The 25,154-nt window shown below is 42.7% G+C and carries 25 protein-coding genes and 2 pseudogenes; 19 read left to right on the top strand and 8 right to left on the bottom strand.

All coding sequences use genetic code 11. The features are described from left to right. Positions 1 to 136 precede the first annotated feature (136 nt). The 3 genes from LEPTO7376_RS20700 (at position 137) to LEPTO7376_RS20690 (ending at position 5,176) form a co-directional block, all read left to right on the top strand. The gene (locus LEPTO7376_RS20700) at positions 137 to 2,554 is read left to right on the top strand and encodes a TonB-dependent receptor (protein ID WP_160148537.1); all 2,418 of its coding nucleotides are present in this window, start codon (positions 137 to 139) and stop codon (positions 2,552 to 2,554) included. 231 nt (positions 2,555 to 2,785) lie between these two features. Further along, positions 2,786 to 3,781: an ABC transporter substrate-binding protein gene (locus LEPTO7376_RS20695; protein WP_015135989.1), complete on the top strand. Its 996-nt coding sequence runs from the start codon at positions 2,786 to 2,788 to the stop codon at positions 3,779 to 3,781. A 267-nt stretch (positions 3,782 to 4,048) separates the two neighbouring features. Continuing rightward, a complete protein-coding gene (locus tag LEPTO7376_RS20690) occupies positions 4,049 to 5,176 on the top strand; it encodes a sucrase ferredoxin (RefSeq protein WP_015135988.1) in 1,128 nt (375 codons plus the stop codon). An 84-nt stretch (positions 5,177 to 5,260) separates the two neighbouring features. On the opposite strand, the gene LEPTO7376_RS20685 is transcribed toward LEPTO7376_RS20690, so the two are convergent. The 3 genes and pseudogenes from LEPTO7376_RS20685 to LEPTO7376_RS29310 form a co-directional block, all read right to left on the bottom strand. Continuing rightward, the gene (locus LEPTO7376_RS20685; protein ID WP_015135987.1) at positions 5,261 to 6,100 is read right to left on the bottom strand and encodes an ABC transporter ATP-binding protein; all 840 of its coding nucleotides are present in this window, start codon (positions 6,098 to 6,100) and stop codon (positions 5,261 to 5,263) included. Between the two features lie 45 nt (positions 6,101 to 6,145). Further along, positions 6,146 to 6,454 (bottom strand): iron chelate uptake ABC transporter family permease subunit, encoded by a 309-nt coding sequence (locus LEPTO7376_RS20680; protein WP_264309039.1) that lies wholly within the window; start codon positions 6,452 to 6,454, stop codon positions 6,146 to 6,148. Continuing rightward, positions 6,439 to 7,310: pseudogene (locus LEPTO7376_RS29310) on the bottom strand (IS630 family transposase). Before LEPTO7376_RS29310 ends, LEPTO7376_RS20680 begins: the two are co-directional and overlap by 16 nt. Before the next feature lie 242 nt (positions 7,311 to 7,552). Here LEPTO7376_RS29310 and LEPTO7376_RS26665 point away from each other — a divergent pair. Continuing rightward, positions 7,553 to 7,786 carry a hypothetical protein gene (locus LEPTO7376_RS26665; protein ID WP_216700264.1) on the top strand — a complete coding sequence of 78 codons (234 nt, stop codon included), beginning with the start codon at positions 7,553 to 7,555 and terminating at the stop codon, positions 7,784 to 7,786. A 143-nt stretch (positions 7,787 to 7,929) separates the two neighbouring features. Further along, a complete protein-coding gene (locus LEPTO7376_RS20665) occupies positions 7,930 to 8,328 on the top strand; it encodes an IS630 transposase-related protein (protein WP_173391199.1) in 399 nt (132 codons plus the stop codon). Here the strand turns inward: LEPTO7376_RS20665 and LEPTO7376_RS26055 are convergent. Further along, positions 8,270 to 8,994, bottom strand: a protein-coding gene (locus tag LEPTO7376_RS26055; RefSeq protein ID WP_315861544.1) for an IS1 family transposase whose coding sequence is annotated in 2 segments (ribosomal slippage) — positions 8,270 to 8,670 and positions 8,670 to 8,994 — 726 coding nt in all. Because the reading frame shifts where the segments join, the coding sequence is not laid out codon by codon here. The genes LEPTO7376_RS20665 and LEPTO7376_RS26055 overlap by 59 nt on opposite strands. A gap of 52 nt (positions 8,995 to 9,046) precedes the next feature. Between LEPTO7376_RS26055 and LEPTO7376_RS29305 the strand changes: the two genes are divergently transcribed. The 7 genes and pseudogenes from LEPTO7376_RS29305 to LEPTO7376_RS24000 all read left to right on the top strand — a co-directional run bounded on the left by LEPTO7376_RS29305 (position 9,047) and on the right by LEPTO7376_RS24000 (position 14,269). Next, positions 9,047 to 9,256 (top strand): hypothetical protein, encoded by a 210-nt coding sequence (locus LEPTO7376_RS29305; protein ID WP_041764255.1) that lies wholly within the window; start codon positions 9,047 to 9,049, stop codon positions 9,254 to 9,256. 262 nt (positions 9,257 to 9,518) lie between these two features. Next, complete coding sequence (locus LEPTO7376_RS20650; protein ID WP_015135985.1) at positions 9,519 to 10,343, top strand: formylglycine-generating enzyme family protein; 825 nt, start codon at positions 9,519 to 9,521, stop codon at positions 10,341 to 10,343. Positions 10,344 to 10,586: 243 nt separating this feature from the next. Beyond that, positions 10,587 to 11,510, top strand: a complete 924-nt coding sequence (locus LEPTO7376_RS20645; protein ID WP_015135984.1) for an ABC transporter ATP-binding protein — start codon at positions 10,587 to 10,589, stop codon at positions 11,508 to 11,510. Between the two features lie 26 nt (positions 11,511 to 11,536). After that, positions 11,537 to 12,199, top strand: coding sequence for a DUF2059 domain-containing protein (locus LEPTO7376_RS20640; protein WP_160148536.1), 663 nt, complete (start codon positions 11,537 to 11,539; stop codon positions 12,197 to 12,199). Between the two features lie 45 nt (positions 12,200 to 12,244). Next, positions 12,245 to 12,319: pseudogene (locus tag LEPTO7376_RS29300) on the top strand (hypothetical protein); the annotation flags it as partial. Continuing rightward, positions 12,300 to 12,593 carry a DUF3082 domain-containing protein gene (locus LEPTO7376_RS20635; RefSeq protein ID WP_398339592.1) on the top strand — a complete coding sequence of 98 codons (294 nt, stop codon included), beginning with the start codon at positions 12,300 to 12,302 and terminating at the stop codon, positions 12,591 to 12,593. The pseudogene LEPTO7376_RS29300 and the gene LEPTO7376_RS20635, both read left to right, overlap by 20 nt. Positions 12,594 to 12,772: 179 nt before the next feature. After that, positions 12,773 to 14,269 (top strand): diguanylate cyclase, encoded by a 1,497-nt coding sequence (locus LEPTO7376_RS24000; protein WP_015135980.1) that lies wholly within the window; start codon positions 12,773 to 12,775, stop codon positions 14,267 to 14,269. 7 nt (positions 14,270 to 14,276) lie between these two features. Here LEPTO7376_RS24000 and radA read toward each other — a convergent pair whose 3' ends face one another. Further along, positions 14,277 to 15,707 carry a DNA repair protein RadA gene (gene radA, locus LEPTO7376_RS20625; protein ID WP_015135979.1) on the bottom strand — a complete coding sequence of 477 codons (1,431 nt, stop codon included), beginning with the start codon at positions 15,705 to 15,707 and terminating at the stop codon, positions 14,277 to 14,279. 223 nt (positions 15,708 to 15,930) lie between these two features. Between radA and rpaB the strand changes: the two genes are divergently transcribed. Together rpaB and LEPTO7376_RS20615 are read left to right on the top strand one after the other, a co-directional pair. Further along, complete coding sequence (rpaB, locus tag LEPTO7376_RS20620; protein WP_015135978.1) at positions 15,931 to 16,659, top strand: response regulator transcription factor RpaB; 729 nt, start codon at positions 15,931 to 15,933, stop codon at positions 16,657 to 16,659. 404 nt (positions 16,660 to 17,063) lie between these two features. After that, complete coding sequence (locus LEPTO7376_RS20615) at positions 17,064 to 17,393, top strand: ferredoxin (RefSeq protein WP_015135977.1); 330 nt, start codon at positions 17,064 to 17,066, stop codon at positions 17,391 to 17,393. Positions 17,394 to 17,500: 107 nt separating this feature from the next. Here LEPTO7376_RS20615 and LEPTO7376_RS23995 read toward each other — a convergent pair whose 3' ends face one another. Then, on the bottom strand, positions 17,501 to 19,261 hold the full coding sequence (locus tag LEPTO7376_RS23995) for a CHASE3 domain-containing protein (RefSeq protein ID WP_225901140.1): 1,761 nt from the start codon (positions 19,259 to 19,261) through the stop codon (positions 17,501 to 17,503). A 571-nt stretch (positions 19,262 to 19,832) separates the two neighbouring features. After that, positions 19,833 to 21,191 (bottom strand): anthranilate synthase component I, encoded by a 1,359-nt coding sequence (locus tag LEPTO7376_RS20605; RefSeq protein ID WP_015135975.1) that lies wholly within the window; start codon positions 21,189 to 21,191, stop codon positions 19,833 to 19,835. Between the two features lie 88 nt (positions 21,192 to 21,279). Here LEPTO7376_RS20605 and LEPTO7376_RS20600 point away from each other — a divergent pair, with 88 nt between their 5' ends. Then, on the top strand, positions 21,280 to 21,849 hold the full coding sequence (locus tag LEPTO7376_RS20600; protein WP_015135974.1) for a hypothetical protein: 570 nt from the start codon (positions 21,280 to 21,282) through the stop codon (positions 21,847 to 21,849). A 20-nt stretch (positions 21,850 to 21,869) separates the two neighbouring features. Next, positions 21,870 to 22,034 carry a hypothetical protein gene (locus LEPTO7376_RS26660; protein ID WP_160148535.1) on the top strand — a complete coding sequence of 55 codons (165 nt, stop codon included), beginning with the start codon at positions 21,870 to 21,872 and terminating at the stop codon, positions 22,032 to 22,034. Here the strand turns inward: LEPTO7376_RS26660 and LEPTO7376_RS20595 are convergent. Then, the gene (locus LEPTO7376_RS20595) at positions 22,031 to 22,339 is read right to left on the bottom strand and encodes a DUF2281 domain-containing protein (RefSeq protein ID WP_015135973.1); all 309 of its coding nucleotides are present in this window, start codon (positions 22,337 to 22,339) and stop codon (positions 22,031 to 22,033) included. The genes LEPTO7376_RS26660 and LEPTO7376_RS20595 overlap by 4 nt on opposite strands. 514 nt (positions 22,340 to 22,853) lie before the next feature. Between LEPTO7376_RS20595 and hypA the strand changes: the two genes are divergently transcribed. The 3 genes from hypA (at position 22,854) to LEPTO7376_RS20580 (ending at position 25,104) form a co-directional block, all read left to right on the top strand. Then, positions 22,854 to 23,222 carry a hydrogenase maturation nickel metallochaperone HypA gene (hypA, locus tag LEPTO7376_RS20590; RefSeq protein WP_015135972.1) on the top strand — a complete coding sequence of 123 codons (369 nt, stop codon included), beginning with the start codon at positions 22,854 to 22,856 and terminating at the stop codon, positions 23,220 to 23,222. A 53-nt stretch (positions 23,223 to 23,275) separates the two neighbouring features. Further along, positions 23,276 to 23,971 (top strand): hydrogenase nickel incorporation protein HypB, encoded by a 696-nt coding sequence (gene hypB / locus LEPTO7376_RS20585; RefSeq protein ID WP_015135971.1) that lies wholly within the window; start codon positions 23,276 to 23,278, stop codon positions 23,969 to 23,971. Positions 23,972 to 24,036: 65 nt separating this feature from the next. Continuing rightward, positions 24,037 to 25,104: an ABC transporter substrate-binding protein gene (locus tag LEPTO7376_RS20580; protein ID WP_015135970.1), complete on the top strand. Its 1,068-nt coding sequence runs from the start codon at positions 24,037 to 24,039 to the stop codon at positions 25,102 to 25,104. The last annotated feature ends 50 nt before the right edge of the window (positions 25,105 to 25,154 follow it).

The raw sequence follows: 25,154 nt of genomic DNA, 5'->3' as shown, positions 1-25,154 counted from the left end.
GCTATAAAACTCATTTAGCTTTCCATGCATCTTGACAATTTCTATATTGTTATCTTAACCTTCATATCTAATGCATATCAATTGCAATAAATAGTGTGTGGAGAGTTCGTTGAAAAATCTTATTTGCGGTCTAGGTATGGCAAGTAGTGTTGTCGTGGCTCTTGCGCCAGCGGTCAATGCCCAAAAGCCCATCACCGATATTCAGCTTTTAGAAACAGAAGCTGGATTGAAAATTCAGCTAATCAGTCCTGTGGCGATCGCCGATGTAACAGAAACAGTAGAAGGCAACCAACTCATTATTGAGATTCTGAATGCCCAGCTTGATGGAATACTCGAACAATCCTTGTTGTCCGAGCCAAATCGTGGCATAGCAAGTGTTTCCTTTAGCCAACAGCCAAACAACATTTTGCGTCTCATAATCGAAGGCTCACGTTTCGCACCTTTCGTCGATGTCATTACCGATGGAACTGGACTTGTCGTTCAAATTCTGCCCGATGATCTAGAAGATGAAGACTTGGAGCTCATCGTCACAGCAACTCGAACAGAAGAAGAGCCAGACAAGGTACCACGCTCAGTCACTGTCATTTCAAGCGAAGAAATCGAGAGTCAAACTGCACTGAACTCAAACCTCTCCACTATCCTCGGTAAACTTGTTCCAGGCTTGTCAACAGGGACAGAAACAAGCAGTAATTTTGGCCAAACACTACGTGGCCGTAATATCTCCGTGCTCATTGATGGCGTTCCTCAAAGCACAAACCGCAATGCCCAGCGAGATCTACGTACTATTGATCCAAGCGCAATTGAAAGAGTTGAAATCATTAGGGGTCCGAGTGCGCTTTATGGAGATGGTGCGACGGGCGGTATTATCAATATCATTACCAAAAGTGGGGCAGGTCAGCCATTTGTCTCGCGTACGGAGATTGGCACGAAGTTCTCTCTGACCGAACTTGATAATAGTTTTGGGTATACATTATCCCAGTCAATCTCTGGTTCAGAAGATAAATTGAGTTATGCTGCGAGTGGATCTTTAACGACCAGTAATAATCTCTACGACTCTAATGGAGATCTGATTCCTCCGACACCAACCCTTCAAGGTGGCCTAGGTGATGTTGAGACACTCAATCTTGCCGCTAAAATCGGGTATGACATTAGTGAAACCCAGAATATTCAGTTTAATTTCAACTATTACAATGACAGTCAAGATTCTGATCTTGGTCTAACTTTCCAGAATTTCTTCCCCACATTAGAACGAGCGACTGCTATTCCTGGTTTGGAGTTACCGGATCAACCAGATACAGAAAATATTGTTCTTAACTTCGCTTATACAAACAAAGATATTTTGGGTAGCCGACTTGATGGTCAACTCTATTACCGTGACTATTCCACTCGCTTCTATCCATTTGCTCAACCTGTAAATAGTCCTCCTTTTAATTTCTTGCCAATTCAATCAGAGGTTGAATCTGAAAAGATTGGAGGTCGCCTAGATATTGAAACCCCTCTCTCCAAAGATGAGAGTTTAGAGGTGCTTTGGGGTGTTGATTATGATTATGAAGACACATCACAACCAGTTGATATTTTTGATCCAGCAGCGGTTTTCTTTAGCAATGGATTAGTCTTTAATCCTGTTGGCATAAGTATTTTATCGCCGCCATTACAGCAGAGTGAGCTTGGTTTATTTGCTCAGCTAAATTGGGATGTGAGTGATTCCTTCAATATTAGTGGTGGTATTCGTCAAGAATTTATCGGCATTGAACTTGATGATTTCACAACTATCCTTGGAGCTGATGTTGGTGGCGGTGCCTTAGACTATGACGCGACATTATTCAATGTTGGTGCAGTGTATGCTTTCAATGATGAAGTGAGTCTCTTTGGTAATTTTTCCCAAGGTTTCTCGGTTGCTGATGTTGCTCGAGTTCTTCGTACTGCTGCGCCAGGTTTTAATGTGGAAGATCTGCGTCCAGAAGCTCAAAAAGTTGATAGTTATGAACTTGGTATCCGTGGCAATTGGGACAAATTTCAGGCTTCTTTGACTGGTTTCTATTCTTTTTCTAATTTAGGATCAACTTTTGGTACAACAAGTCTTTTAGATATTGTTCGTGATCCGCTGCGAGTCTATGGTCTCGAGGCCGATTTACGTGCTCAAGTGAGTAATCAGGTCGCGCTTGGTGGCACACTGACCCTCACTCAAGGTGAGCGTGATACTGATTTTGATGGTGATTTTGATACAGATAGTTCAAGCTTTGTCATTCCACCACTTAAGTTAACTGGCTTTGTAGAGTTTAGTCCTACTGATAAGTGGCAAAATCGTTTTCAAGTGAATATCGTTGGCGATCGCGATGCAGAAGCAAATGGGGTTATTTTCCAATCTGTAGATGGCTATGTAACTGCCGATCTTATTAGTCAATATGAAACAGATTTTGGAACATTCCAGCTCGGTATTGAAAATATTTTCAATACTGATTATTTCCCAATTACAGCCCAAGCATTTGGTGGCTTTAATCAATATGCGGGTCAAGGAACAACTGTCAGTTTAAAGTACGGTTTTGATTGGTAAATTAATGTTTTTTACTATTTCAAGATAATTGAAAATCAAAAAGAGAAAAGAATATTTCAGAAATACTTCTCGAGCTCTTTTTGATTTTGTTTTTCTACATTTATTTACATTAATAGAGATATCACAAAACTTCCATAATCTATTGAATAGAGTTTGAAAAATAAGTTGATTGAATAAAAAAATATTTATTTTGCGTCAAAGTAGTCCGTAATTATTAATTGGAGCTGCATAATGAAAAAAAAATCTATATTTTCTGCTTTTCGCTTTATCTCATTAGCTCTGGGAGTCATTTTATTTCTGTTAGTTTATGTCAGCAGCTGTGCGCCACAGCCTAGGAATGGAATAGAGAATCAACAGTCTTTTGAGGAAGTCCAATCAGGCAGATCAGTAAAACATGCAATGGGTGAAACTATTGTTCCAGAGCAACCACAACGAGTGGTGATTCTCACTAATGAAGGGACAGATATGCTATTAGCATTAGGAGTCATGCCAATTGGAGCAGTGCAATCATGGCAAGGTGACCCTTATTATGACTATTTAGGTGATCAGTTAGATGATGTTCCTACAGTAGGTGATGAGTTAAAGCCCAATATCGAAAGTATTGTTGCTTTACAGCCAGATTTGATCATTGGCTCGAAAATTCGACAAAAAGGTATTTATAAAAAATTAAAGGCGATCGCCCCAACAATATTCTCTGAAACGATTGGTTCAACGTGGAAAGAAAATTTAAAACTTTATGCTGAAGCTGTTAACCGTGAGGACGAAGCAACCTCATTAATGTTGGCATGGGATAAACGAATTGAAGAATTCAAGCAAAAGTTAGGAAATAATCCACCAACCGTGTCGCTCGTCAGATTTTTACCTGGAACAACTAGAGTCTATTTCAGCCAATCTTTTCCAGGAAAACTTGTTAAAGAAGCTGGATTAGATCGTCCCAATGCTCAAGAGGTACAAGATTTTGCGAAGGAAATTAATATAGAAAGCATTAATATATTAGATGCAGACTATCTTTTCTATTTTACCTTTGATAATGAAGAAAATAATGGTGATGAAATGAAAAATCAATGGCTTAAACATCCTTTATGGCAAAAATTAAGAGTCGTACAAAAAGGAAATGCCTACGCTGTAAGTGATTCTGAATGGACAAGCTCAGGTGGCATTATGTCTGCCAATTTAGTCTTAGATGATTTGTCAAAATATATTTTATCTAAAGAAAGTTTAGATTGAATATCATACATCAAACAAGAAAAAAATCACTCTTTCTTGATTAGAATTATATAAATTAATTTTTGGCTTTTGATAGCTCGCCAATATATTCGTTTAATTATTGTATTCAAAACCAACATTCCTGATTACTGATTTTTCAAACTTGTAATTCTATCAAAATCAGCTTTTTGAATCTCAGAAAAGTTCACTTCTATTAGCTTTGTGAGCTCGCAAATACTCAATACTGGTATCGATAGCCTATATTTATTGTTCCTGGGAAAAAATACTATGCAAGTCCAAGAAAATCCTGCTATTGAAACTTTCAAAGATTGCAAATTTTGTTCTGTTGTTTCTAAAGTTGCTGACGAAGATCCGATCGGAACTGCAAGTACTGTAGATCACTGGTTAATTATTGAATTACCTCAGCCTTGGACAGCCCAAGTATTTACAGAAGATCCTAAAATTGCACCACTACTCAAACTTATTAGAACACTCATTCTGAAACAAGGTATTAAACTCCGACCTGTACTAATTTCCCCAGATAAAACTTACTCTTCTCCTGATGAAGTACGAGTAATATACTATCGTCGTCCCAAAATTCTATTTGCAAACTTCGAGAAATATGAATATATTCTGCCCGAATCAGAAAGTTCCTCATTGACACAAGAGATTTTGCGAAAAATTGGAGGGAAATCTCATAACCTCAATCAATATCAACAATATTTGCAATCGACTGATCATATCCGAGAAATACTGATTTGTACCCATGGGAATGTTGATGCAGCTTGTTCACGCTTTGGCTATCCACTCTACAAAAAAATCCGTTCTGAGTATGCCATTCAAACTCATCTCTCTACCAAAAAAACACCGGAGCTTAGAGTTTGGCGATGTAGCCATTTTGGAGGACATCGCTTTGCTCCCACTTTGATTGAGCTTCCCAGTGGACAATACTGGGGACATCTCACCAATGACAAAATAGATCAAATTCTTGCCCGTCAAGGTGATGTCACTAAGGTAAAAAATAACTATCGTGGCTGGTCAGGATTAAATAAATTTGAACAAATTGTTGAGCGTGAGCTTTGGCAAAAATATGGTTGGGATTGGCTGACCTACGAACGTTCTGGTAAAACCCTCCGTAAAGGTGGACTAACTGGTATGCAGCGTTTAATTTATCCGATTGCTCGATTTATTCCTTTAAAACCTGTTCAATTGCTATTAGATCAATGGACAAATAAAGCCACTTGGGCAGAAGTCGAAATCAAATTTTCAACTCCAACTCAGACAGATAATAGTACTTACCGTGCTCGTGTTGAACAAAAATCATCTGTAATGACTGCATCTCAATCTCCAAAGGCTGGACAAAAAATTGAACTAAAGTTTTTACCGCAATACTCAACTTATCAATTAGATAAATGAGAAGCTGAAAATATCTATGGATGAACAATCGTTTGTCTGTTCACTCTACGAAGACTTCGTAGAGATGAAAGCTTGTTATTTTTGTCAATGCTGATGTTCTAGTGTCGCTACTTTACGACCCATTGGAATGCAAAGTGGTGTCCCTGCCAAAGGGTCTTTAATAATACGGCAATCTAGACCAAAAACTGTTTTCACTAATCCTTCTGTCATCACATTATGGGGCTCACCTTGAGCATAGACCTTCCCTAATCGCATCGCAATAATATGATCCGCATATCGACAAGCTTGATTGAGTTCATGTAAAACCATAACGACAGTGCGGCCTTCCCGTTGGTTAAGATCATAGAGTAGGTCTAAAACCTCGATTTGGTGGGCTAAATCAAGAAAAGTTGTGGGTTCATCTAGCAATAAAATTCGAGTATTCTGGGCCAGAGTCATCGCAACCCATGCTCGTTGTCTCTGACCTCCTGATAGGCTATCAACGGCACGACCTGCCAACTCTTGTAATTCGGTTTCGGCAAGAGCAAGTTCAACTTGTTTCTCGTCTTCTGCACTCCATTGTTGTATCCAACTCTGATAAGGATAACGACCCTGAGCAACTAACTCTCTAACGGTTAAGCCTTCGGGGGCAGTAGGGCTTTGGGGCAATAAACCCAACTGTTTTGCCACTGCTTTGGTTGGTAATTTGAAAATGGATTTGCTGTCAAGATAAACAACACCGGATTGTGGTTTGAGTAAACGTCCCAGGCCTTTGAGAAGTGTTGATTTTCCGCAACCATTAGGACCCACAAGGATTGTGATTTTTCCTTTGGGAATAGCTAAATCAAGCTCGTCAATAATTATTTTGCTATCGTACGCAATGGTAAGTTTGCGAGTCGTGAGGGCGATCGCCTGTGGCATGTCAGTGAGGGTTGGGGAGTGCATGAAATTTGATGTTTAAAAGTACTTTTTTGATTTTGGATTTGAGGATTAACGCCAGGTACGAATCAGTAAATACAGAAAATAAGGGGCACCAACAATTGCAGTAATGATGCCGCAGGGAAGTTCAATTGGTGCAAAGAGCAAACGTCTGATGAGATCCGCAACCACGACGATTATGCCACCTGTTAATGCAGCTGTCGGTAACAGTCCTTCATGAGATGGCCCTACTAAATGCCTAGCGATATGAGGAGCCATCAAACCTACAAATCCAATGCTACCAGCTGTGGCGATTGCCGCACCAGATAATGCCACGGCATAAAATATAGCAGCGAAGGAGAAGGTTAGGACATAGAACAGAAGGCTATTCTGATGGCATCGAACAAATCCTCAGTCTTCTTGATGAGCTTACTTACCTCCTTCTTTAACCTCCCCCAAAACTTCTCTATCTTGTTCAGGTGTGGTGAGTAGGGTGGCAAAAATATCACTTCACATCCTGCCTTCGCCACCAATGTTTGTATTCTTTCCTTTGGATGAACACTGGCATTATCCAGAATAATAATTTGACCCGGAATCAACTCTGGCACTAAGCAATCCTCTACCCATTGGCAAACTAAGGCGCTGTTGGCATAGCCCTCAAATACCATCGGTGCTATCTGCTCTCCCTCTCGCCATCCTCCAATCACGCTAACTCGTTCTGTACGATGACCTAACTTCTCTGCGATAAACCTCTCTGACTTATGGCAGTAGCCATACCCATAATCTAAGGTATTATCAAATCCACTTTCATCGATATATACGAGTCGTTCTTGGACATACTGCTTCAGTTGTGCCACAAATGCTTTTTCTAATTCTTTATCTCTCTCTTGATATCGATAGGTCTTTTTTTTCGAGTAAATTCAATTTTCCGTAGAGCTTCACGTCTGGATGCATCACTAATAGACTCTGGCCATTTCTCCGCCATTTCCTTCTGGGTTAGATGCCCATATTTCTCTGCAAAAGCACGAAAAGCATCTAGATCATTAATCTTCGGTTGAGGGCCTCGACGGTAATCTGTCTTCGGAGCGACTGAACCGATTTTCTCTCGTCGTTTCAGCCACAGGTCTAGCGTATTTCGGCTAATACCAAAGAAGCGACAGATATCACTTTTTCGTTCACCTTTATCGAAGGCGGCAACAGCTTTTAGGCGTAAATCAAGACTATGGGGAGCAGGCATGGCATCTATGTTTATTGCTTCTATCCTATTCTGTCTTAACCCACTCCTTGCCTGCTATAGTAGCCATCCCCGTTGCCATTCGAGACGAAGGCCTATCGCTAAATTATCACCCAGATTGAGAGCATTGAGTTCGCGACTTAAAACCCAAGACATTAGTCCGAAAACTCCCAACCAAGGCATAAAAGCGGCACTGTCAAGTTAAGTGAAAGGTTTTCACGACAAGGATTTTGTCAGATGAGTCAATGAATCATTGCTACAAAAGACATCGCTATCCCAGCGAGATCATCTGCCATTGCATCTGGCTCTACTACACATTTCCCTTGAGCTACCGCGATGTCCAAAAGATGATGCAATACCGCGGCATTGATATCACTTATGAAACTATCCGCCAATGGTGTCATAAGTTTGCTCAAACCTCTGCCAACCACCTTCGTCGTAAGCGAGCTAAGCCAGCAGATATAGCAGTAGCCATTTAGTTTAATACGTCATGTGAACCTCAATTCTGAGTCTGTCTGCAAAACCATTATGGAGTTTAATCTATCTGGCGACTGCTATAAATGGCATCTATAGCAATGGCCAGTTGGTTGAGGGAGTAGTATGGGAGTTGTGTGAAGTAAAAATGCCAGTTGCTTATAGCGAGGACCTACGTTGTAAAGCTCTTGCTGCCGTGGAGCGAGGTATCCCCAAAAAAGATGTCTGTGAAATGTTCAATATTGGTCGCAATAGTCTTTACCTTTGGAAACAATGTTTAGAAGAAACAGGGAGCTACAGCGCGAAAACAGGGTATCAGAAAGGCTATGGTCATAAAATCACAGACTTGGAAGTATTCAAAAGCTTTGTGCAACAGCATGCAGACAAAACCCAAGCAGAAATGGCAGAGCTGTGGCCTGGTGAAGTGAGTCGTCGTACCATCTCCAGAATGTTGAAGAAGATAGGTTTCACTAGAAAAAAAGAGAGTTTCAAGAGAGTAATGTTAAACGCCAATTGCGCAGTAGCTCAATACTTCCATTCACTCTAAATTTCGCAAACAGTGCCATGCTCAAGTCCACCATGTGTTTTGATTTAGAGACGACCTTCGTCCTGCGATGAAACCGAGCAAACCAATGGCGATTGTCTGAGTTGTTTCTCTCAATTGCTATTGTCTCTTTCTTGCTAATGACATGAAAAGCATCTGGGTGATTCTCTAATAGCTGTTGATAGGGTTTCCAATTATCGGTGCAATAGACAGTGATTTGCCATTGCGAGAACCGCTCTAGTAAATGACCTAAAGTTCGACTATCACGACTTCCCAATTCCCAGTCAATGAGTCGCCCAGTATTACGGTCATATGCTTTCCAGACCCAAAGTTTGTTTTTTTCTCTTGGATAAAATGCCATAGCTCATCTAGCTCCACCACGACAGCAGACTCAGGAGTGGGCTTTTCATAATTGGCTTCACCGAAATCTCTTACCCAATTGAGCACTGATTGAGCTGATACACCGAGAATCTTGGCTGTCGCATTCATGGACATACCACTCATATACATCAATACAGCTTCTAATTTCATCCAGAGAGGCTTGCCCCGCTCTTTAGAAAAGCTTGTAAATTGATAATTGCACTGATTACACTTAAATCGTTGACGATTTTTAGCGAATCCACTTTTGATGATGTCTTGAGCATTACATTGGGGGCAGTGAATTGTCATAGCGAGACTTCCAAGGAAACGACTCACTCCATTTTGCTATAGCATTACTTACTTGAAACTCTCAGAAAATATTGGTGTTGTGCCCCAAGAAAATCTCCTTTACAAAACCCTGAGCTGTGCCGAAAATCTGCGGTTCTTCGCGAAAATCTATGGTCTACGCGGCAAGAACTGTAACAAACGTATGGATTATTGTTTGGAGGCAGTAGAGCTGGGCGATCGCCTCTATTCTCAGCAATCAAGCTATCGAGATGATAAAAGATAAAGCTTCGGATTTTGATTGCCAGATATTTTTCGGTACTGAAACTGATGGGCAAGGTAATTATCACAGAAGGATTTTCAGTAGGGCTTTGATCTTTTAACCTTCAAAAAAAATATTCATGAAACATTCATAAATCATTCAGTATTTTTTCTGAAAAGATATTTCACGATCATAAAGACAAGCTTAAAAATTCAGTGATTTCACTTATGAATTTTGTATCAACATTAGATACTAGGTAGTAGAGAATATCTACCTAGGTGAAATCATGCTTCAACTCAGACTGAACCACCCAGAACAAGAGAGTCCAGCTATTTCTAAAAGCTTGGAATTTCGGGATGAGTTACCTCAATCTTTTACTGAGGATTTAGGGGATGGAGTGAAGCTCGATATGATCCGGATCCCTAAAGGAAGCTTCATGATGGGCAGCTCTGATGCTGGTGTTAATGAATACCCTCAGCATCAGGTTGAGATAACTGAGGCGTTCTATCTCGGTCAATATTTGGTAACCCAGTCGCAATATGAAGCGGTAATGGGCATAAATCCATCCAAATTCAAAAAAGGTGGTTTCCATCCAGTTGAGCGAGTAAGTTGGGATGATGCCCAAGCTTTCTGCCAAAAACTTTCTGAGCAGAGTGGCCGAAAATATCGCCTGTTAAGTGAGGCGGAATGGGAATATGCTTGCCGTGCAGGAGCAGATACTCAATATTCTTTTGGCGATGAACTCACAAAGCAACAGGGGAACTTGATGCAAGGTTATGTAGCTGATGTGGCAATAACAGTCGCTAAATGGCTAATACCTGGGTTGGCTGGAACAACTGAAGTCGGTCAATATCCCCCTAATGATTTTGGGCTGTACGACATGCATGGAAATGTTCAGGAATGGTGTGAAGACAGCTGGGAAGATAACTACGAAACGCCTAGAAATCAAACTCCCGTTACGAATTCTAGTGAGCTAAGAGTTCTACGTGGCGGCGCTTGGGATTTTATTTCCTGGGGCTGTCGGTCTGCTTTCCGTGACACCCATGCTCAGGACGATAAATCCGATGCCATTGGTTTTCGAATTGCCTGCTCGTCCACTGCGATGGCATAGACCAAGTCGATAATCTTAAATTCTGGATGAAGCCGATCGAAAATTAGTCTTCATCGCAACCCCTGCAAGATCTTTTGTAGGGGTTAATTATTTGATGGCGGTTCCAAACTCAAATGAAGGAGCGATAACTCATCGCATGTCTACAGGAATGTCGCTTTTATCGATTGGACTTGGAGGAAATAAGTTGGTTAATGCTTGAAGAGTAGACGCTAGACTAACCGTAGGATCTTCTAGTGAGCATTGATGTTAGAGATTAATAACCTTCAAAAAACCTACGGTAAACGACAGGTCCTCAAAGGCTTAACGCTGCATATCCAAGCCGGAGAGATTTATGGTTTGTTGGGGCCAAATGGTGCAGGGAAAACCACCACAATCAATATTCTCTGCAATTTACTCAAGGGCGATCGCGGTGAAATTCGGATTGCGGGTCAGTCGGTTTCCGAAGCAACAAAAAAAATTATTGGTGTAGCCCCCCAAGAAAATCTCCTATATAAAACTCTGAGTTGTGCCGAAAATCTCCGATTTTTTGCCAAAATCTATGGGATTCGCGGCAAAAATTGTGACAAGCGTATTGATTATTGTTTGGATGCGGTGGGGTTAGGCGATCGCCGCAATTCTCCAGTTGAATCTCTGAGTGGTGGAATGCAACGGCGGATGAATGTGGCTGTGGCATTAGTGCATAATCCGCAACTATTGATCCTTGATGAACCGACCACCGGACTCGATATCGAAACCCGCTATGACATCTGGGCTTTAATCCAACAATTGCGTGCCGACGGTATGACGATTTTGCTGACAACCCATCTTCTGGATGAAGCAGAACGATTATGCCAACGAATCGGAGTCCTGAAAGGTGGTCAAATTGTTGCCGAGGGAACCTTGCCAGAGCTACGCAAAATGATTCCCGCCAAAGAAATTGTGTTGCTTCGCACCGATGCAGAAGATGCGGCGATCACCCGAGGAGAGGCAGCTGGATTTACGAAACGAAATTATGGCGGGGACTTAGCTTTTTGGTTACCCGACCAACTTGAACTCAAAGAAATTCTCGATATTTTTGACGGGATTCCCCTCGACTCTATTTCTCGGCAGCCTGTCCAGCTCGAACATATTTATATCGAAATCACAAAACATTCCGTAGCAACCCCGGCTCCCCCTGAAGTTGTGTAAAACAGTAATAGTCTTTCCTTTAAAAAATGATGTTGAAATCTTTCTTCGCGTCCACGGCGATCGCCCTTTCTGTTTCCCTGGCACCAATTAGCGTCTTTGCCGAATCCGAACCGATTCACCCTGAAACTATCTCGGCGGAAAAATTGGCTTTGATCGATGAATTACGAGTGCTCACCAAACGCGACGAAAATGCGACCCAAGTGCTCGACATTATGATGAGCCAGATGCAAGAACAAGCCAGCGTGATGAGTCAAGGCTTATTTGGAGAAGACGCTGACCCTGCCATGACCGCAGTATTCGATGAAACCTTTGCGCGCATCATGGATCGGATGTATACCTTGATGCAGGAAAAAATTGACTTCGTTGCTGTCCAACAGGAGATTGATCTGAAGCTTTATGACGAATATTTTTCAGAGCCAGAACTCGCTGATTTAATCGCTTTTTATAAAACACCCACTGGCCAGAAAACCGCTGAAATTTATCCGCAGCTGACCCAACGTTCGATGCAGTTGTTTGGTGAAGAAGTCACTCCCACAATGATCGAAATTCAGCAGCAGGTATTGATGGAAGAGTTTGCAGAGTTTGGTTTTATTCAAGGTGGCTCAGCACCACAAAACTTGGAAGAAGACGGCATGACTGAATCGGAAACTGAGGCGACAGATACTGGTTCCGATGAGTCTGCTATGTAGGGCGATCGCCACAGGGGATCGTAAAATAGCTGCACGAAAATAAACTTGAGCGGTTCCCTGCCCTATGAACGACGAAATCACCGATTCCAAACAAGAAGAAATCCCAGAAGTCTTACCCAGTCCCTTACGCTGCTGGACTGGGACAGCCGTTGCCGGCAGCATGTCCTTTGCCGCTTACCTTGTCACACGTAATGTCATTATCAATTTCGCAAATAATCCCCCCACAGGGAATACTGTTGCCATGAGAATTGCCATTACAGTAAGGACACTCCTGATGGGTATTTGTACTATGGCAACGGCTGTATTTGGCATGATTGCCATAGGACTGTTGTTATTAGGGATTAAGTCTTTGCTAGCACCAGATGAAGAAACTGCATCTGGGGAATCGTCCTAAATTTTTTTTCGACTAAAATTAACCAGCCCAAATTGTAAAAATATTTATTAAAAATATTTAAAATTAACGACTATGGAAATTCTAGATATTGCGATGGGTATTTCCGCTTTACTAATCGTTGGCAGCGGTTTGTTTATGCTCTTTCAAGGAACGACCGCGATGAATGCTGATGATGATTGATGCCACAACTTGCAAAAAATAAAGGTAAGCCTCAGGCTCGTAGGGGTTTCACACCTTTAACTAAGTTTTTGGACATGGTGAAAGGTGTCGATTCCCCTAGTAAGCTGCTGGTGAATGTGGGAGCTGCAATCCTATTCCTGCTGAGCATGATGGTGATGGTGGGTTGGTTTGCTCGCTACCCTCGTTTAATTCAGATTAGTCCAGCCTATGTGCCGATGCAGTTTAATACGGCCTTGGGATTTTGCTTGATCAGTCTGTCATTGTGGGCACTCAACTACCAAAAGCAGGCGATCGCCAAAGTTTGTGGCAGCTCAACCTTGCTGCTAGGCTTTTTGACTTTGACCCAATATATTTTTCAGATGGATTTTGGCATCGATGAATTCTTTATCGATCATTACATTGATGTCGCCACCTCCCATCCAGGTCGAATGGCACCCAACACAGCTTTGAATTTTTGCCTGAGTGGTTTATCAATTCTCCTCATTCTTCGCCGTAAACTGACACTGAATTTTGTCTTTTTCGCCTCTACTTTTGGGGCCTCAGTAATGGGTCTAGGCTTTGTTGCCTTGCTTGGCTATTTGTCTGGTGTAAAAACAGCCTACGGTTGGGCACAGTTAACCCATATGGCGCTCCATACATCGATTGGCTTTATCTTGGTGGGGCTATTACTCGTTGTCGTAATCTTGCATATCAGTCTCCGGAGATTGCGTCAGCTCCCATTACTATTTTTGCCGATGGTGGCGGGGGTCTCAGGCATTGTAGTTACTGTCGCTCTCTGGCAAGCACTTGTCGCTGCGGAGTTACAGTTATCAAAATCCTATGGTATTCCTGACCAAAATATTATTGCCGAATTGATCCTCATTTTTGGGATTGCATTGGCATTACTCTTGGCGATCGCCATGTGGTTTTTGGGGAAATTTCGTCAAAAGATTACCCACTTGCAACAAGCCCAACACCGCATTCTACAGCTCAATAATCAGCTCAAAAAACTGTCATACATTGATTCGCTGACGAGTATCCCTAATCGTCGAATGTTTGATCTCACCCTTGAAAAAGAATGGGGCAGAGCCTTGCGGAAGCAAACACCTTTAGCACTCGTTTTTATTGATATTGACCATTTCAAAGCCTATAACGATTTTTATGGTCACTTGCAGGGAGATATTTGTTTGCAACGGATCTCAAAGGTGATTGCTGTTGCGGCACGACGGACAACGGATATGGCGGCAAGATATGGCGGCGAAGAATTTGTATTGCTTCTCCCTGATTCCACTGAGTCCTACGCCCAGGCGATCGCCAATGATCTTGTTGAGGCTATCGAAAATCTTAAACTTCCCCATTCCAAATCACCCACAGCGTCTGTGGTGACCATTAGCGCTGGCGTTGGGATAACTATTCCGACGCAAACGGGTAATTATGAGCAATTAATTGATAATGCTGATCAAGCTCTCTATTCCGCTAAAGCTGCGGGTCGCAATCAGGCGATATTTAAAGATTAATGCTGTACTAATTTTGTTTAGAAGCTGTTGGCAGAGCCGCCACAATTGCATCCAGCACACGACCAACAGGCACTAAATCAATTCCCAAATTCTCCTCAGAAAGTTTTTGTCCCTTTGGGATAATGGCTCGCGTAAACCCTAGTTTTTTTGCTTCTTTGAGACGAGTTTCAAGGTGTGACACCGGACGGACTTGTCCCCCTAAACCCACCTCTCCGACCAAAATTGTTTTTGGATCTACCATGCGATCACGGAAACTTGCGACTAATGCCACTGCCATCCCTAAATCAACGGCGGGCTCTGAGACCGTTAATCCCCCTGCCGCTGCGACATAAGCATCTAATTTTGAAAGGGGAATACCAACCCGCTTTTCGAGGACAGCCAAAATTTGCTGGAGCCGAGAATAGTCCACGCCAGTTGTGGAGCGCCTTGGGGAAGAATAACTGGTGGGACTAACTAATGCCTGCAATTCCACTAATAATGGGCGAGTTCCTTCGCAAGCGACAACCGTTGCAGTGCCAGGGGTTTCTTCTTCGCGATTGCCGAGGAATAATGCTGAAGGATTTAAGACCTCTTCTAAACCTTGCTCGCACATTTCAAAAATGCCGACTTCATGGGTTGCTCCAAAACGATTTTTCACTGACCGTAATAATCGGTGAGAAGCATAGCGATCGCCCTCAAAATAAAGCACCGTATCTACTAAATGCTCTAAAACTCTCGGCCCGGCGATCGCCCCCTCTTTTGTGACGTGACCCACAATAAAGAGCGTAATATTTTCCCGCTTTGCTACCTGCATCAGAGCTGACGTACATTCTCTTACCTGGGACACTGAACCGGGTGCAGAACTGAGGGACGAATAATATAACGTCTGGATACTATCGATCACCGCCACTTGAGGCCGTAGTGTTTCCAGCTCCGACAAAATTGTTTCGAGGCCAGTTTCCGTCAGAATATAGAGATTTTCCTCAGGATTATCCTCCGCTGATTTGAGGCGATCGCCCCGTAATTTTATCTGTTGACCAGATTCCTCTGCCGACACATAGAGAATGCGCGGTAAATTTTCGCTAAGCTGATAAGCAACCTGCAACAACAGCGTTGATTTTCCAATACCCGGGTCACCACCGATTAACACCAGAGAACCCGGCACAATCCCACCACCGAGCACCCGATCCAGCTCCCCATAACCTGAACCAAACCGTAACTGTTGACTCGTATCAATCTGATTAAACTTCAGTGCAACTCGTGGCTTTGGCGTTGCAGATTTCCTTTTGCTCGCTGAAGGTTTATTGTGCCAACTGCGATTTACTCCAGAGGAAGTTGCTTTTTCGCGAATTTCTTCCTGTAGTGATCCATAAACTCCACAGCTCGGACATTTTCCGAACCACTGTCGCGCTTCAGCACCACACTCTCGACAAACATGAACCGTCTTTGCTTTTGCCATGGAATTGTTAAGTTAAATGTAAAAAAAATACGGTGTGATCGCGCTAAAAGTCCGAAAAAAGAGTGACATTCCAAAATAAATCTTAAAAAAACACTTTTTTCCCCGAAAAATGCCCCCTAAGCCCCCATGAAACCTCAGTAAAGCGATATTCTTATAGCAAGAGAACTTTAATTAATAAACTTCAACATCACTTACCTAAAGTCAACAAGGAGCGTGAAAGAATTTGGAAAATCATAAAGAAAGAATTCTCGTCGTTGACGATGAAGCGAGCATTCGACGTATCCTCGAAACTCGTCTTTCCATGATTGGTTACGAGGTAGTCACCGCAGCCGACGGCGAAGAAGCATTAGGAACCTTTACAGACGCAGATCCAGATTTGGTTGTGCTCGATGTCATGATGCCGAAGCTCGATGGCTATGGCGTCTGCCAGGAACTCCGTAAAGAGTCCGATGTCCCTATTATTATGCTCACAGCTCTTGGTGACGTTGCTGATCGAATTACTGGTTTGGAGCTTGGGGCCGACGATTATGTCGTGAAGCCTTTCTCTCCTAAGGAATTAGAAGCAAGGATTCGTTCTGTACTGCGCCGCGTTGACAAGAATGGGATTACTGGTATTCCTAGTTCTGGCGTCATTCACGTCGGTTCTATTCGTATCGATACCAACAAGCGTCAAGTCTATAAAGGTGATGAGCGCATCCGCCTCACAGGTATGGAATTCAGCCTACTTGAGCTATTAGTTAGCCGATCTGGTGAACCTTTCTCCCGTTCAGAAATCCTTCAAGAAGTTTGGGGCTATACCCCTGAACGTCATGTGGATACTCGTGTTGTGGATGTTCACATTTCGCGACTCAGAGCCAAGCTTGAAGATGACCCGAGTAATCCAGAGCTGATTTTGACTGCGCGTGGAACTGGCTATCTTTTCCAACGTATTCTCGAACCAGGTGATGAGTAAAGATTGTCTTAGGACGAGCCTTTATTTCATCAACTTAATTCAGCTAACAAAATAGATCATAGTAGTATGGCAAGAATCATAACTATGGTCTTATTTTTTTATAAACATTCAGTCATCAGTGTTGTTTAAGAGTTCAATTACTAACAATAATGTAAATATCATTGATGACATGATCTGGTGAATTGACACCATGTCATGAAATTGCTGTTCTCACTGGTTGAGTGGGGACAATTTTTTATAGGAAAAACACAATATCTACTAGTAAGGGATCTGGCTTCTTCATGTTTGAAGTTCTGTAGAGCAGATCTGAAATTCTTTATAATTAAATAAGCTTTTGTTTGGCTCGATCTATCGATTTAGTCGTCATGACAGAAACAGTACTGTAAATTCCCGTCCGCGCTGATATGCCCAAACCGATCATTGAAGTTGATAGTCCTCTCCGTGAAGGCGATCGCCGCATTCTTGTATGCCAAAATACATCCTGCGCAGCCAAACAATCAGCTGAGATCTTAGCAAAGTTTCAGGATGAGCCTCTACCGTCAAATTGTCATGCTTATCCAGTAGGCTGCCAAGGACAATGTAGCGTTGCGCCAACTGTTCGAATTGTGCCCGATGAAACTTGGTATTGTCGTCTTACGCCAGAAGATACCTCCGCTATTTGTGATGCTTTGCGCGAAGATACTGTTGTCGAGGAGAAGTTAAATCCCCGTATTCATCGTTATAGCCATTATTAATCGGTTGGATGAGCAGTTTGCAAATATAGGAAAGTGAAGCAAGAAAGGTGATGGGAGAGTATGAAGACTTGATTTGAGGCAATGATCAAAGTTTTTACTCCTTTGTCTTAACGGTCTACTTCCTTGCTGCCTTTTTCAGAAGAATGCTCCAGATCACACGGCATCTCAATTATAAATCTGCTTCCCCCATCGGCCAGTGATTGACAATAAAGAATGCCATCATGTTTCTCTGTGATGATTTGATAACTGATGGACATGCCGATGCCTGTTCCCTTTCCAATAGGTTTAGTCGTGAAGAATGGATCAAAGATTTGTTGGCGAATTGCCTCTGGAATCCCTGGCCCATTGTCATCAATGTAAATCGTCACTCGATCAATCCCAACTCGCTGAGTGTGAATTTTGATAGTACTGGGATTTTGCTCGAGCACTTCTATAGGCCGATCATGATCGCGCTCATCTAAAGCATCTAAGGCATTAACCAAAATATTCATAAATACTTGATTCAATTGCCCTGGATAACATTTCACTAAGGGTAAATCACCATACTCTTTTTCAATTTGAATTCTTGGTCTGTCAGAAGTCGCCTTGATCCGATGTTCTAGTAGCAACAGTGTGTTGTTAAGCCCTTCATGAATATCTACTTCTTTGAACTCTGCCTCATCAATACGAGAGAAGTTTTTGAGGGATATCACAATCTGACGAATGCGTTTTGTCCCTACTGTCATTGAAGTCAGGATCTTTAGAGAGTCCTCCTTCAAAAAGTCCAGATCGATGTCCTCAATTTTCTCTTCAATATCAACGGATGCAGTGGGATAGGTCTCCTGATAAAGTTCAACCAGCTCAATTAAATTTTGGGTGTTCTCAGTCAGTGGATTAATGTTGCCGTGAATAAAGTTCACTGGGTTATTAATCTCATGGGCTATACCTGCAACCAATTGCCCCAGGGAAGACATTTTCTCGCTTTGGATTAGTTCGAGTGTTTGTTCGTCAACCCGCAGTTGCAATTGTTCTTTCTGATCAACCAATGCTGCAGATCGAGACTCAATCTCCCCAGCCATATACTCAAATGATCGGATCAAGTAATCGATTTCCTCGATTTCTGAATGCTTGGGAAATTCAACCATTTTCCCTTGAGCCAGATGGTGTGAGAGTTTAGCTATAGCAGCAAGCGGCTTGACTACCTTGGCATTAATGCTAATAAAACCAAGCAGAAGGACAACGATGACGATGATGAATTCAGAGACATGCCAAATCTGAGCCGTCAACGTTGTCGCTTGGTATTTCGCCTGTCGCTTCGCCAACAGAGAAGACTCTTCTTCAATGAAGTTGTCAAGGATAGGACGCATATCGTCCATAAATTGCTTTCCCACGTCAGTTTTGACGAGCGCCAGAGCTTGATCTTTCTTTCCGCTGTTTGTCAGGTCAATCGTCTCCTGCAATTCCGCAAACTTCTGTTGCATCAATCCCTGGATTGTTTCTAATCGTTGCTGTTGAGCATCGTTGTCACGGGTTAGAAATTTAAGCCGGTTTAATTTTTCTGTTCCTCCTTGCCTGCCTGTATAGTAAGGCTCCAAATATGCCGGCGAATCCGTCAACAGAAATCCTCGCTGCCCGGTTTCTGCGTCCACCAACTGCTTATCTAAATCGGCAGCGGTAGTGATTACCTCATGGGTGTGCGTCACCCAATAGTTATCTTCTGACGCCCGTTTTTGCCCGGCTACGAACACAATTAAATTGATCACACTAATCAGCGTTATAAGCAGGAAAAACGCTTTATAAATGTTCGTAATACTTATTTTTTTTCTTGTTCGGCGCATTTTTATGAAAATTCTATTGATGTAAGGCAAAAGGTTTTTAGATGGAACCAAAGTATTGTTTCGTCTCAGTTCCCAAACCTAAAGAGAAAGTTTATGAACCATGATTACTCAACTGAGCCAACCTTCTCTATCTATTAAGTCAAAAGGATGAATACCAACAAAGTCAAAAGCTGACTAAGTGTTGATTTGAACAACTGAAGAGCGACAAAATGAGTGCTGCATAGCGACGTTTTCATGATTTTGACATCATTAATGTCTGAGACTAAATATCTCGATCATATCGGTAACATCGTCCACCGAATTCTATTATTTAAGGAACCTTATTGCTTAAGTACATGGCGCTTTCTAATAGTGTGATTAGTACATTTTAAGCTGTTGTAATACTTCTTGAAGCATGGTTTCGCGATTATTTCTTACATGAGTGATTTCGCGATCTCCTGAGGAAAGTAATCAAAGTTAGTTTTCTAATCACATCTGAAATGGGACTTGCATAAAAATCAGCTACGTTAAAATTTAAGGCGATGATAATCAGATCGTTGTGGTTTGTCTACATTCCTGGCAAAGAACAAGTTCTGAACTCTTTGGCAAAGGAGGTCGTTCTTCCAGAATGTAAGCTGTGATTTTATGGGTCTATTAGTTGCAGAGCTTGCAGTTGAGCTTTGGCTTTTTGCAAGGACTCAAACCATTCTTTTTCGGGTTCGCTATCGGCAACAATTCCAGCTCCCACCTGTCCATAAACATCTGCTGGGCGATCGCCTTCATTGGGAACCAGCAGCAAAGTCCGAATCAGAATATTCAGATCGAGGTTGCCGCGCTGATCTAGATAGCCACAAGAACCATAAAATAAGCTCCGACGTACTGGTTCTAGCTCTTCGATAATTTCCATGCAGCGAACTTTTGGACAACCTGTGATTGTGCCGCCGGGAAACATGGCGCGAATTAAATCAGCTTCGTCTTGGGCGGGATCGAGTTGACCTTTGACATTACTCACGAGATGGATGACATGGCTATAGTGCTCAAGAATAAATTGTTCATCGACTTCGACTGTGCCCCATTTGCAAGCGCGCCCCAAATCATTACGCTCTAAATCCACTAGCATCGTATGTTCAGCGCGTTCTTTGATATTGCTCGACAATTCTTGACCTAAAGCTTTATCTTCGGCGGGGGTTTGGCCTCTGGGTCGAGTTCCACCAATGGGTCTTGTTTCCACAAGATTGTCTGTTTTTTTTACTAATCTTTCCGGTGAACAACTAATCATTTCTCCCCAGGGCGATCGCCAATAACTGGCGAAGGGTGAGGGATTAATTTCATGGAGTTTTTGGTAAATATCCCAACCACAGGTTTCTGTTTGGGTATGGAATCGCAAGGATAAGTTTGTCTGAAAAATATCTCCAGCTTGAATATATTTTTTCGCTTGGGTAACAGCTGAAGTGTAGGCTTGGCGATCGCTCAAAAATTCGAGAGGAAAAGTTTTTTGCTTGGTGCTATCAGGAATAGAAATATTAGGTTGTTGCAGTTGTTCTTCCAGTTCATCTAAGGATTTTGAATTCATGGCAGCTAACCAAAGAATTTGGTTTTGGTGATCAAGAACGGCAAAGGATGCTGGCTGATACCAATAGGCAACCGGAAATGGCAATTCATCGCGATTCTTGCTGGGTAAAGATTCAATTTCCCACGCTAAGTCATAGCCCAACCACCCCAAATATCCCCCATTAAATGGCAAGTGCTCAACCTCGGTATTTGGCGTTGGTTTTTCGTCCAATAATCCTCGTAAGGTTGGTAAAATCTCACCAAGTTCTGGCGTTAAAATTTCACCTTTTGGTCGTCCCGCACAAATGGAAAATCGAGTGAGTTGCGGAAAGGCTTTGGGGGTTGGGTAAGGACTTTCGAGAAGGGTGGCGATCGCCTCATTCTGAAAAAGCTTGGCAAAAATTTCGGAACCAGTCCGTGCCGCGAGGGGCTGCGATCGCCAGTGCCACATAAATAAAACCTAAAGAAAATCTAAAATGGGTGCTGCTAGGATTTTGACATATTTTTCTTAGACATATCCCTTCGCTGAGCCTGTTGCCATGAATACGCCGAGTCATTACGTTATCAATCTCGCTCTACTGGGGAACACAGTCGCGCCAAATGCCAATGTCGCCATCACCTTAGGAGCTATTGCGCCGGATGCTCCAATTTTCATCTTTTACGCGGTGGCTAAATTTATCTATAGATTGCCTGAACAGCAGATTTGGTCAGAGGCATATTTCTCTGCACCTGTGCAATTTTGGGTAAGTCTCGGTCATTCTTTCCCCGTGGCGATCGCCGGATTACTGCTAAGTATTTATTTCGAATGGCGGCTAGGAGTTGCGTTTTTTGCAAGCATGATTGGTCATTCCTTGCTTGATATTCCGGTGCACCATGATGATGCCCATCGGCATTTTTTTCCGCTCACCGACTACAAATTTATTAGTCCCTTGTCCTACTGGGATATCAATCATCATGCCCGAATAGTCGCTGGATTTGAATTGGCGTTTGTTGCAATTTCTACGCCTTTTGCCCTTGGACTTCTAAAAAATAAATTTACTCAAGGCTTGGTACTGTCAATTGATCTGGTTTACATATTTGCTTATTTTCGTTTTTTTGTATTTCGTTAATTGATTTGATTTTGTGGGCAATGCCACCCTACTTTATGCTGCGATATCGTCGTTATTATCGGTTGGGAAGCTGTGTGTTTTTGACCATTTGGACTCACCAGAGACGACCGATTTTTTGGAATGCAGATAATGTTCATAAACTGCGGTTGGCGATCGCCGTCTCAATTAGTCTTCAGAAGATTTAGTCCATATAGTCTTGGAAATTTTGGCGAGGATTATTAGGTACCACAATTAGTCCTTTGGGTTTACCTTGTTTGTGAGGGCGAATCGGTTTTGATGGGGCTGGATTGGGTTCGGTTTGCTCCTGGGACGGTTGGGTGGCCTCGACGGCAAAGACTTTTGGAGAGGCAAGAGTTCTTTTTTTGTCTTCGACAGGAACTTCAGACTCGCTATAACGAGCTTTAAGGAACAGGATAAAGTCAAGGGCTTCTCGCTGGAGGGGTTCTGGTAAGTTCTCGATTTCCTTAATAATTTGTTCTTTGGGTTGCATGGTGGTTCCTGAATGTTGGTGATGTTGAGCCAGGTTTTCCCCCTATGCTTCTAATAATAATTGTAAGGGCATTGTCAACTTAACTGAAGATTTCAGAAAAATAGTGGCTACATTTCTGAAATCTTCAGTTAAGTGGATTTTGAGCAGGGAGAAGTGAAGCGAATCAGACGCAACAGGAGTCGTGATTCTTTTAAGATGCGATTGGTTATGGTTCATACTTTGAGTTCTCCGGTGATGGCTGGGTGGAGATTCAAGGCGATTCTAGTGCTGTACAGAAAGCGACATTTCTCCATGTATTGACTAAGGTTTCACCAGAAGGGCGACTGAGTGATTCAGCACAGAACCTAAAGATTCTAGACCGCAAAGATCAACTACGAAGTGGCAGAACGAGAATGACTCGTCACGAGCAATCTAAGCTATCATCGAAAATCATCAATACTCTTTACTCAGAATTCAAGCGTCGCTTTTGCTTCTAAAAAAGGGTAAGTCAACTAAGTTAGAGTAAACGGTCTCCATGCACGAAATGGACATGACCAAAGCATTGATCCTTACGATCAAAGATTGGCAAACTTCACAACCCGAACCAGTCACTATCGAAAAAGTCCATCTCATCGTCGGCGAATTCACTTGCGTCGAACCCGTCAGCTTAGAATTTGCATTCACTGCCCAAACAAAAAATACATTCCTGGATGGCGTGGAACTCGTGATTGAGGACATTCCCCTCGTTGCCTACTGTCATCCTTGCCAAAAGGAATATAAACCGGCCATTGGTTTGCAATATGCCTGTCCCGATTGTGCCCAACCGATGGAAGATATTCGCTCTGGACGCGAACTAAAAATCGATCGAATCGAATATTCTGCCACTTCAAAATCTCTGACTTAGATTTTTTCGCAGATCAATATCCACCACACCATATTCATTAGACATTAATAAAAATGCACCAAACCTTCGATGCTGCCCTCGGCGTAAATCTACTCCACGCAAACCAAGATCTCGCTGATCACAACCGTGAACATTTTGATAAATGGGAATTAACCTGCCTCAACATCATGAGCAGTCCCGGTGCAGGCAAAACGGTCTTATTGGAAAAGACCCTCGCTGCATTACAAGAAAAACTAACAATGGCAGTCATTGAAGGGGATATGACCACTGAGCTAGATGCCGATCGCCTGCGTCAATACGGAGTGCCAGTAATTCCGATTAATACAGGTCGTTCCTGCCACCTCGACGCGAAAATGGTGTCTGGTGGTTTGCATCGTCTCGAACATGATTATGAGCCATCAAGTTTTGATTTATTGCTTGTAGAAAATGTGGGAAATCTTGTTTGTCCAGCGGAATTTGAAGTAGGTGAACATGCAAAGGTTGCATTACTTAGTGTAACGGAAGGAGAAGATAAACCGCTGAAATATCCAGTGATGTTTCAAGAGGCAGATTGTCTTTTAGTTACAAAAGTTGACCTCGTGCCTCACCTTAATGTGAAAGTTCAAAATATTATCGACAATGTGCGCCAAATGAATACCCAGGCTACAATTATCCCCGTTTCCGCACAAACAGGAGAAGGTTTAGATGCTTGGTATGACTGGGTTCTAAAAGCTTGCGCGCAAAAAGATGTAGTAAAAGCTACAGCGTAATTGGGTTTAAGAATAGATAAAGGTTCAGCAAGGCGATCGCCCGAAATATTTCTATCTATTCCCCCATGCTAAAACTGCCTAATGTTCTATTGCGTCCTGCATTATTTGTTGCGGGGGCTGCGATTACCCTTGCGGGTTGTCAACCTGCACCAACTCCCGTAGACGAAGAAAGCACTTCAACTCCTGAAGAAACCACCACTGAAACATCTGAAACGACTGAGACAGAAACAGTCACCCTTGGCTTTAGTGCTTGGCCCGGTTGGTTCCCATGGCAAATTGCTGAAGAGAAAGGTCTTTTCGAAGAGAATGGTGTCGATGTCAATCTAACTTGGTTTGATGGTTATCTTGATTCGATTAATGCGTTTGCCGCAGGTCAACTTGATGCCAATACCCAAACACTGAACGACACGATTAGTTCTGTGGCGGCAGGTTCGGATCAAGTGATTGTCCTTGTGAATGACAACTCCACTGGTAATGACCAGATTATTGTCAGCGAAGAAATTAATGCGGTTCTGGATCTTAAAGGGAAGGCGATCGCCATTGAAGAAGGTACGGTTGATCACTTCTTGTTATTGCTTGCCTTAGAAGAAGAAGGCATGGGTTCAGATGATGTGGAGATTAAGCCTTTAGAAACAGGTGCTGCTGCTGCTGCATTTGTGGCGGGTCAAGTGGATGCTGTTGGTGCATTTGCCCCCTTTACTACCCAAGCTCTTGAGCGCGAAGGCAGCAAAACGCTCATTTCTTCGGCTGATTTCCCTGGTGCAATTCCGGATCACCTTGTGGTTAGCCGTGAATTGATTGATGAGAATCCTGAGGCAGTTCAAGGTTTGATTGATACTTGGTTTGCGACCCTTGAGTTTATCGAGGAGAATCCAGACGAGGCTATTGAAATTATGGCTGAGCGCGCCAATGTGACCGTCGAGGAATACAAAGAGTACGACGCCGGCACAACGATTTTCAGCATTGAAGATAACCTTGAGGCTTTTTCTTCAACAGAAGAAAGTATGACTTCCCTCACCTATGCAGCTAATGAAATCAATACTTTTCTGGTTGAAGCGGGCTTAGTGGCAGAAGCCGCAAATTTAGACAATTTATTTGACTCTAGTTTTGTAGAAGCCTACGCCGAGAAGTAATAAAACGGAGCATCTACCGCCCTCCAACTGGAGGGTTTCTTGTTGTTTTA

The sequence above is a fragment of the [Leptolyngbya] sp. PCC 7376 genome, assembly GCF_000316605.1.
In the GTDB taxonomy this organism is placed as follows: domain Bacteria; phylum Cyanobacteriota; class Cyanobacteriia; order Cyanobacteriales; family MRBY01; genus MRBY01.
The sequence above is the reverse complement of the archived record's forward strand: the minus strand, read 5'-3'. Positions and strand labels throughout refer to the sequence as shown.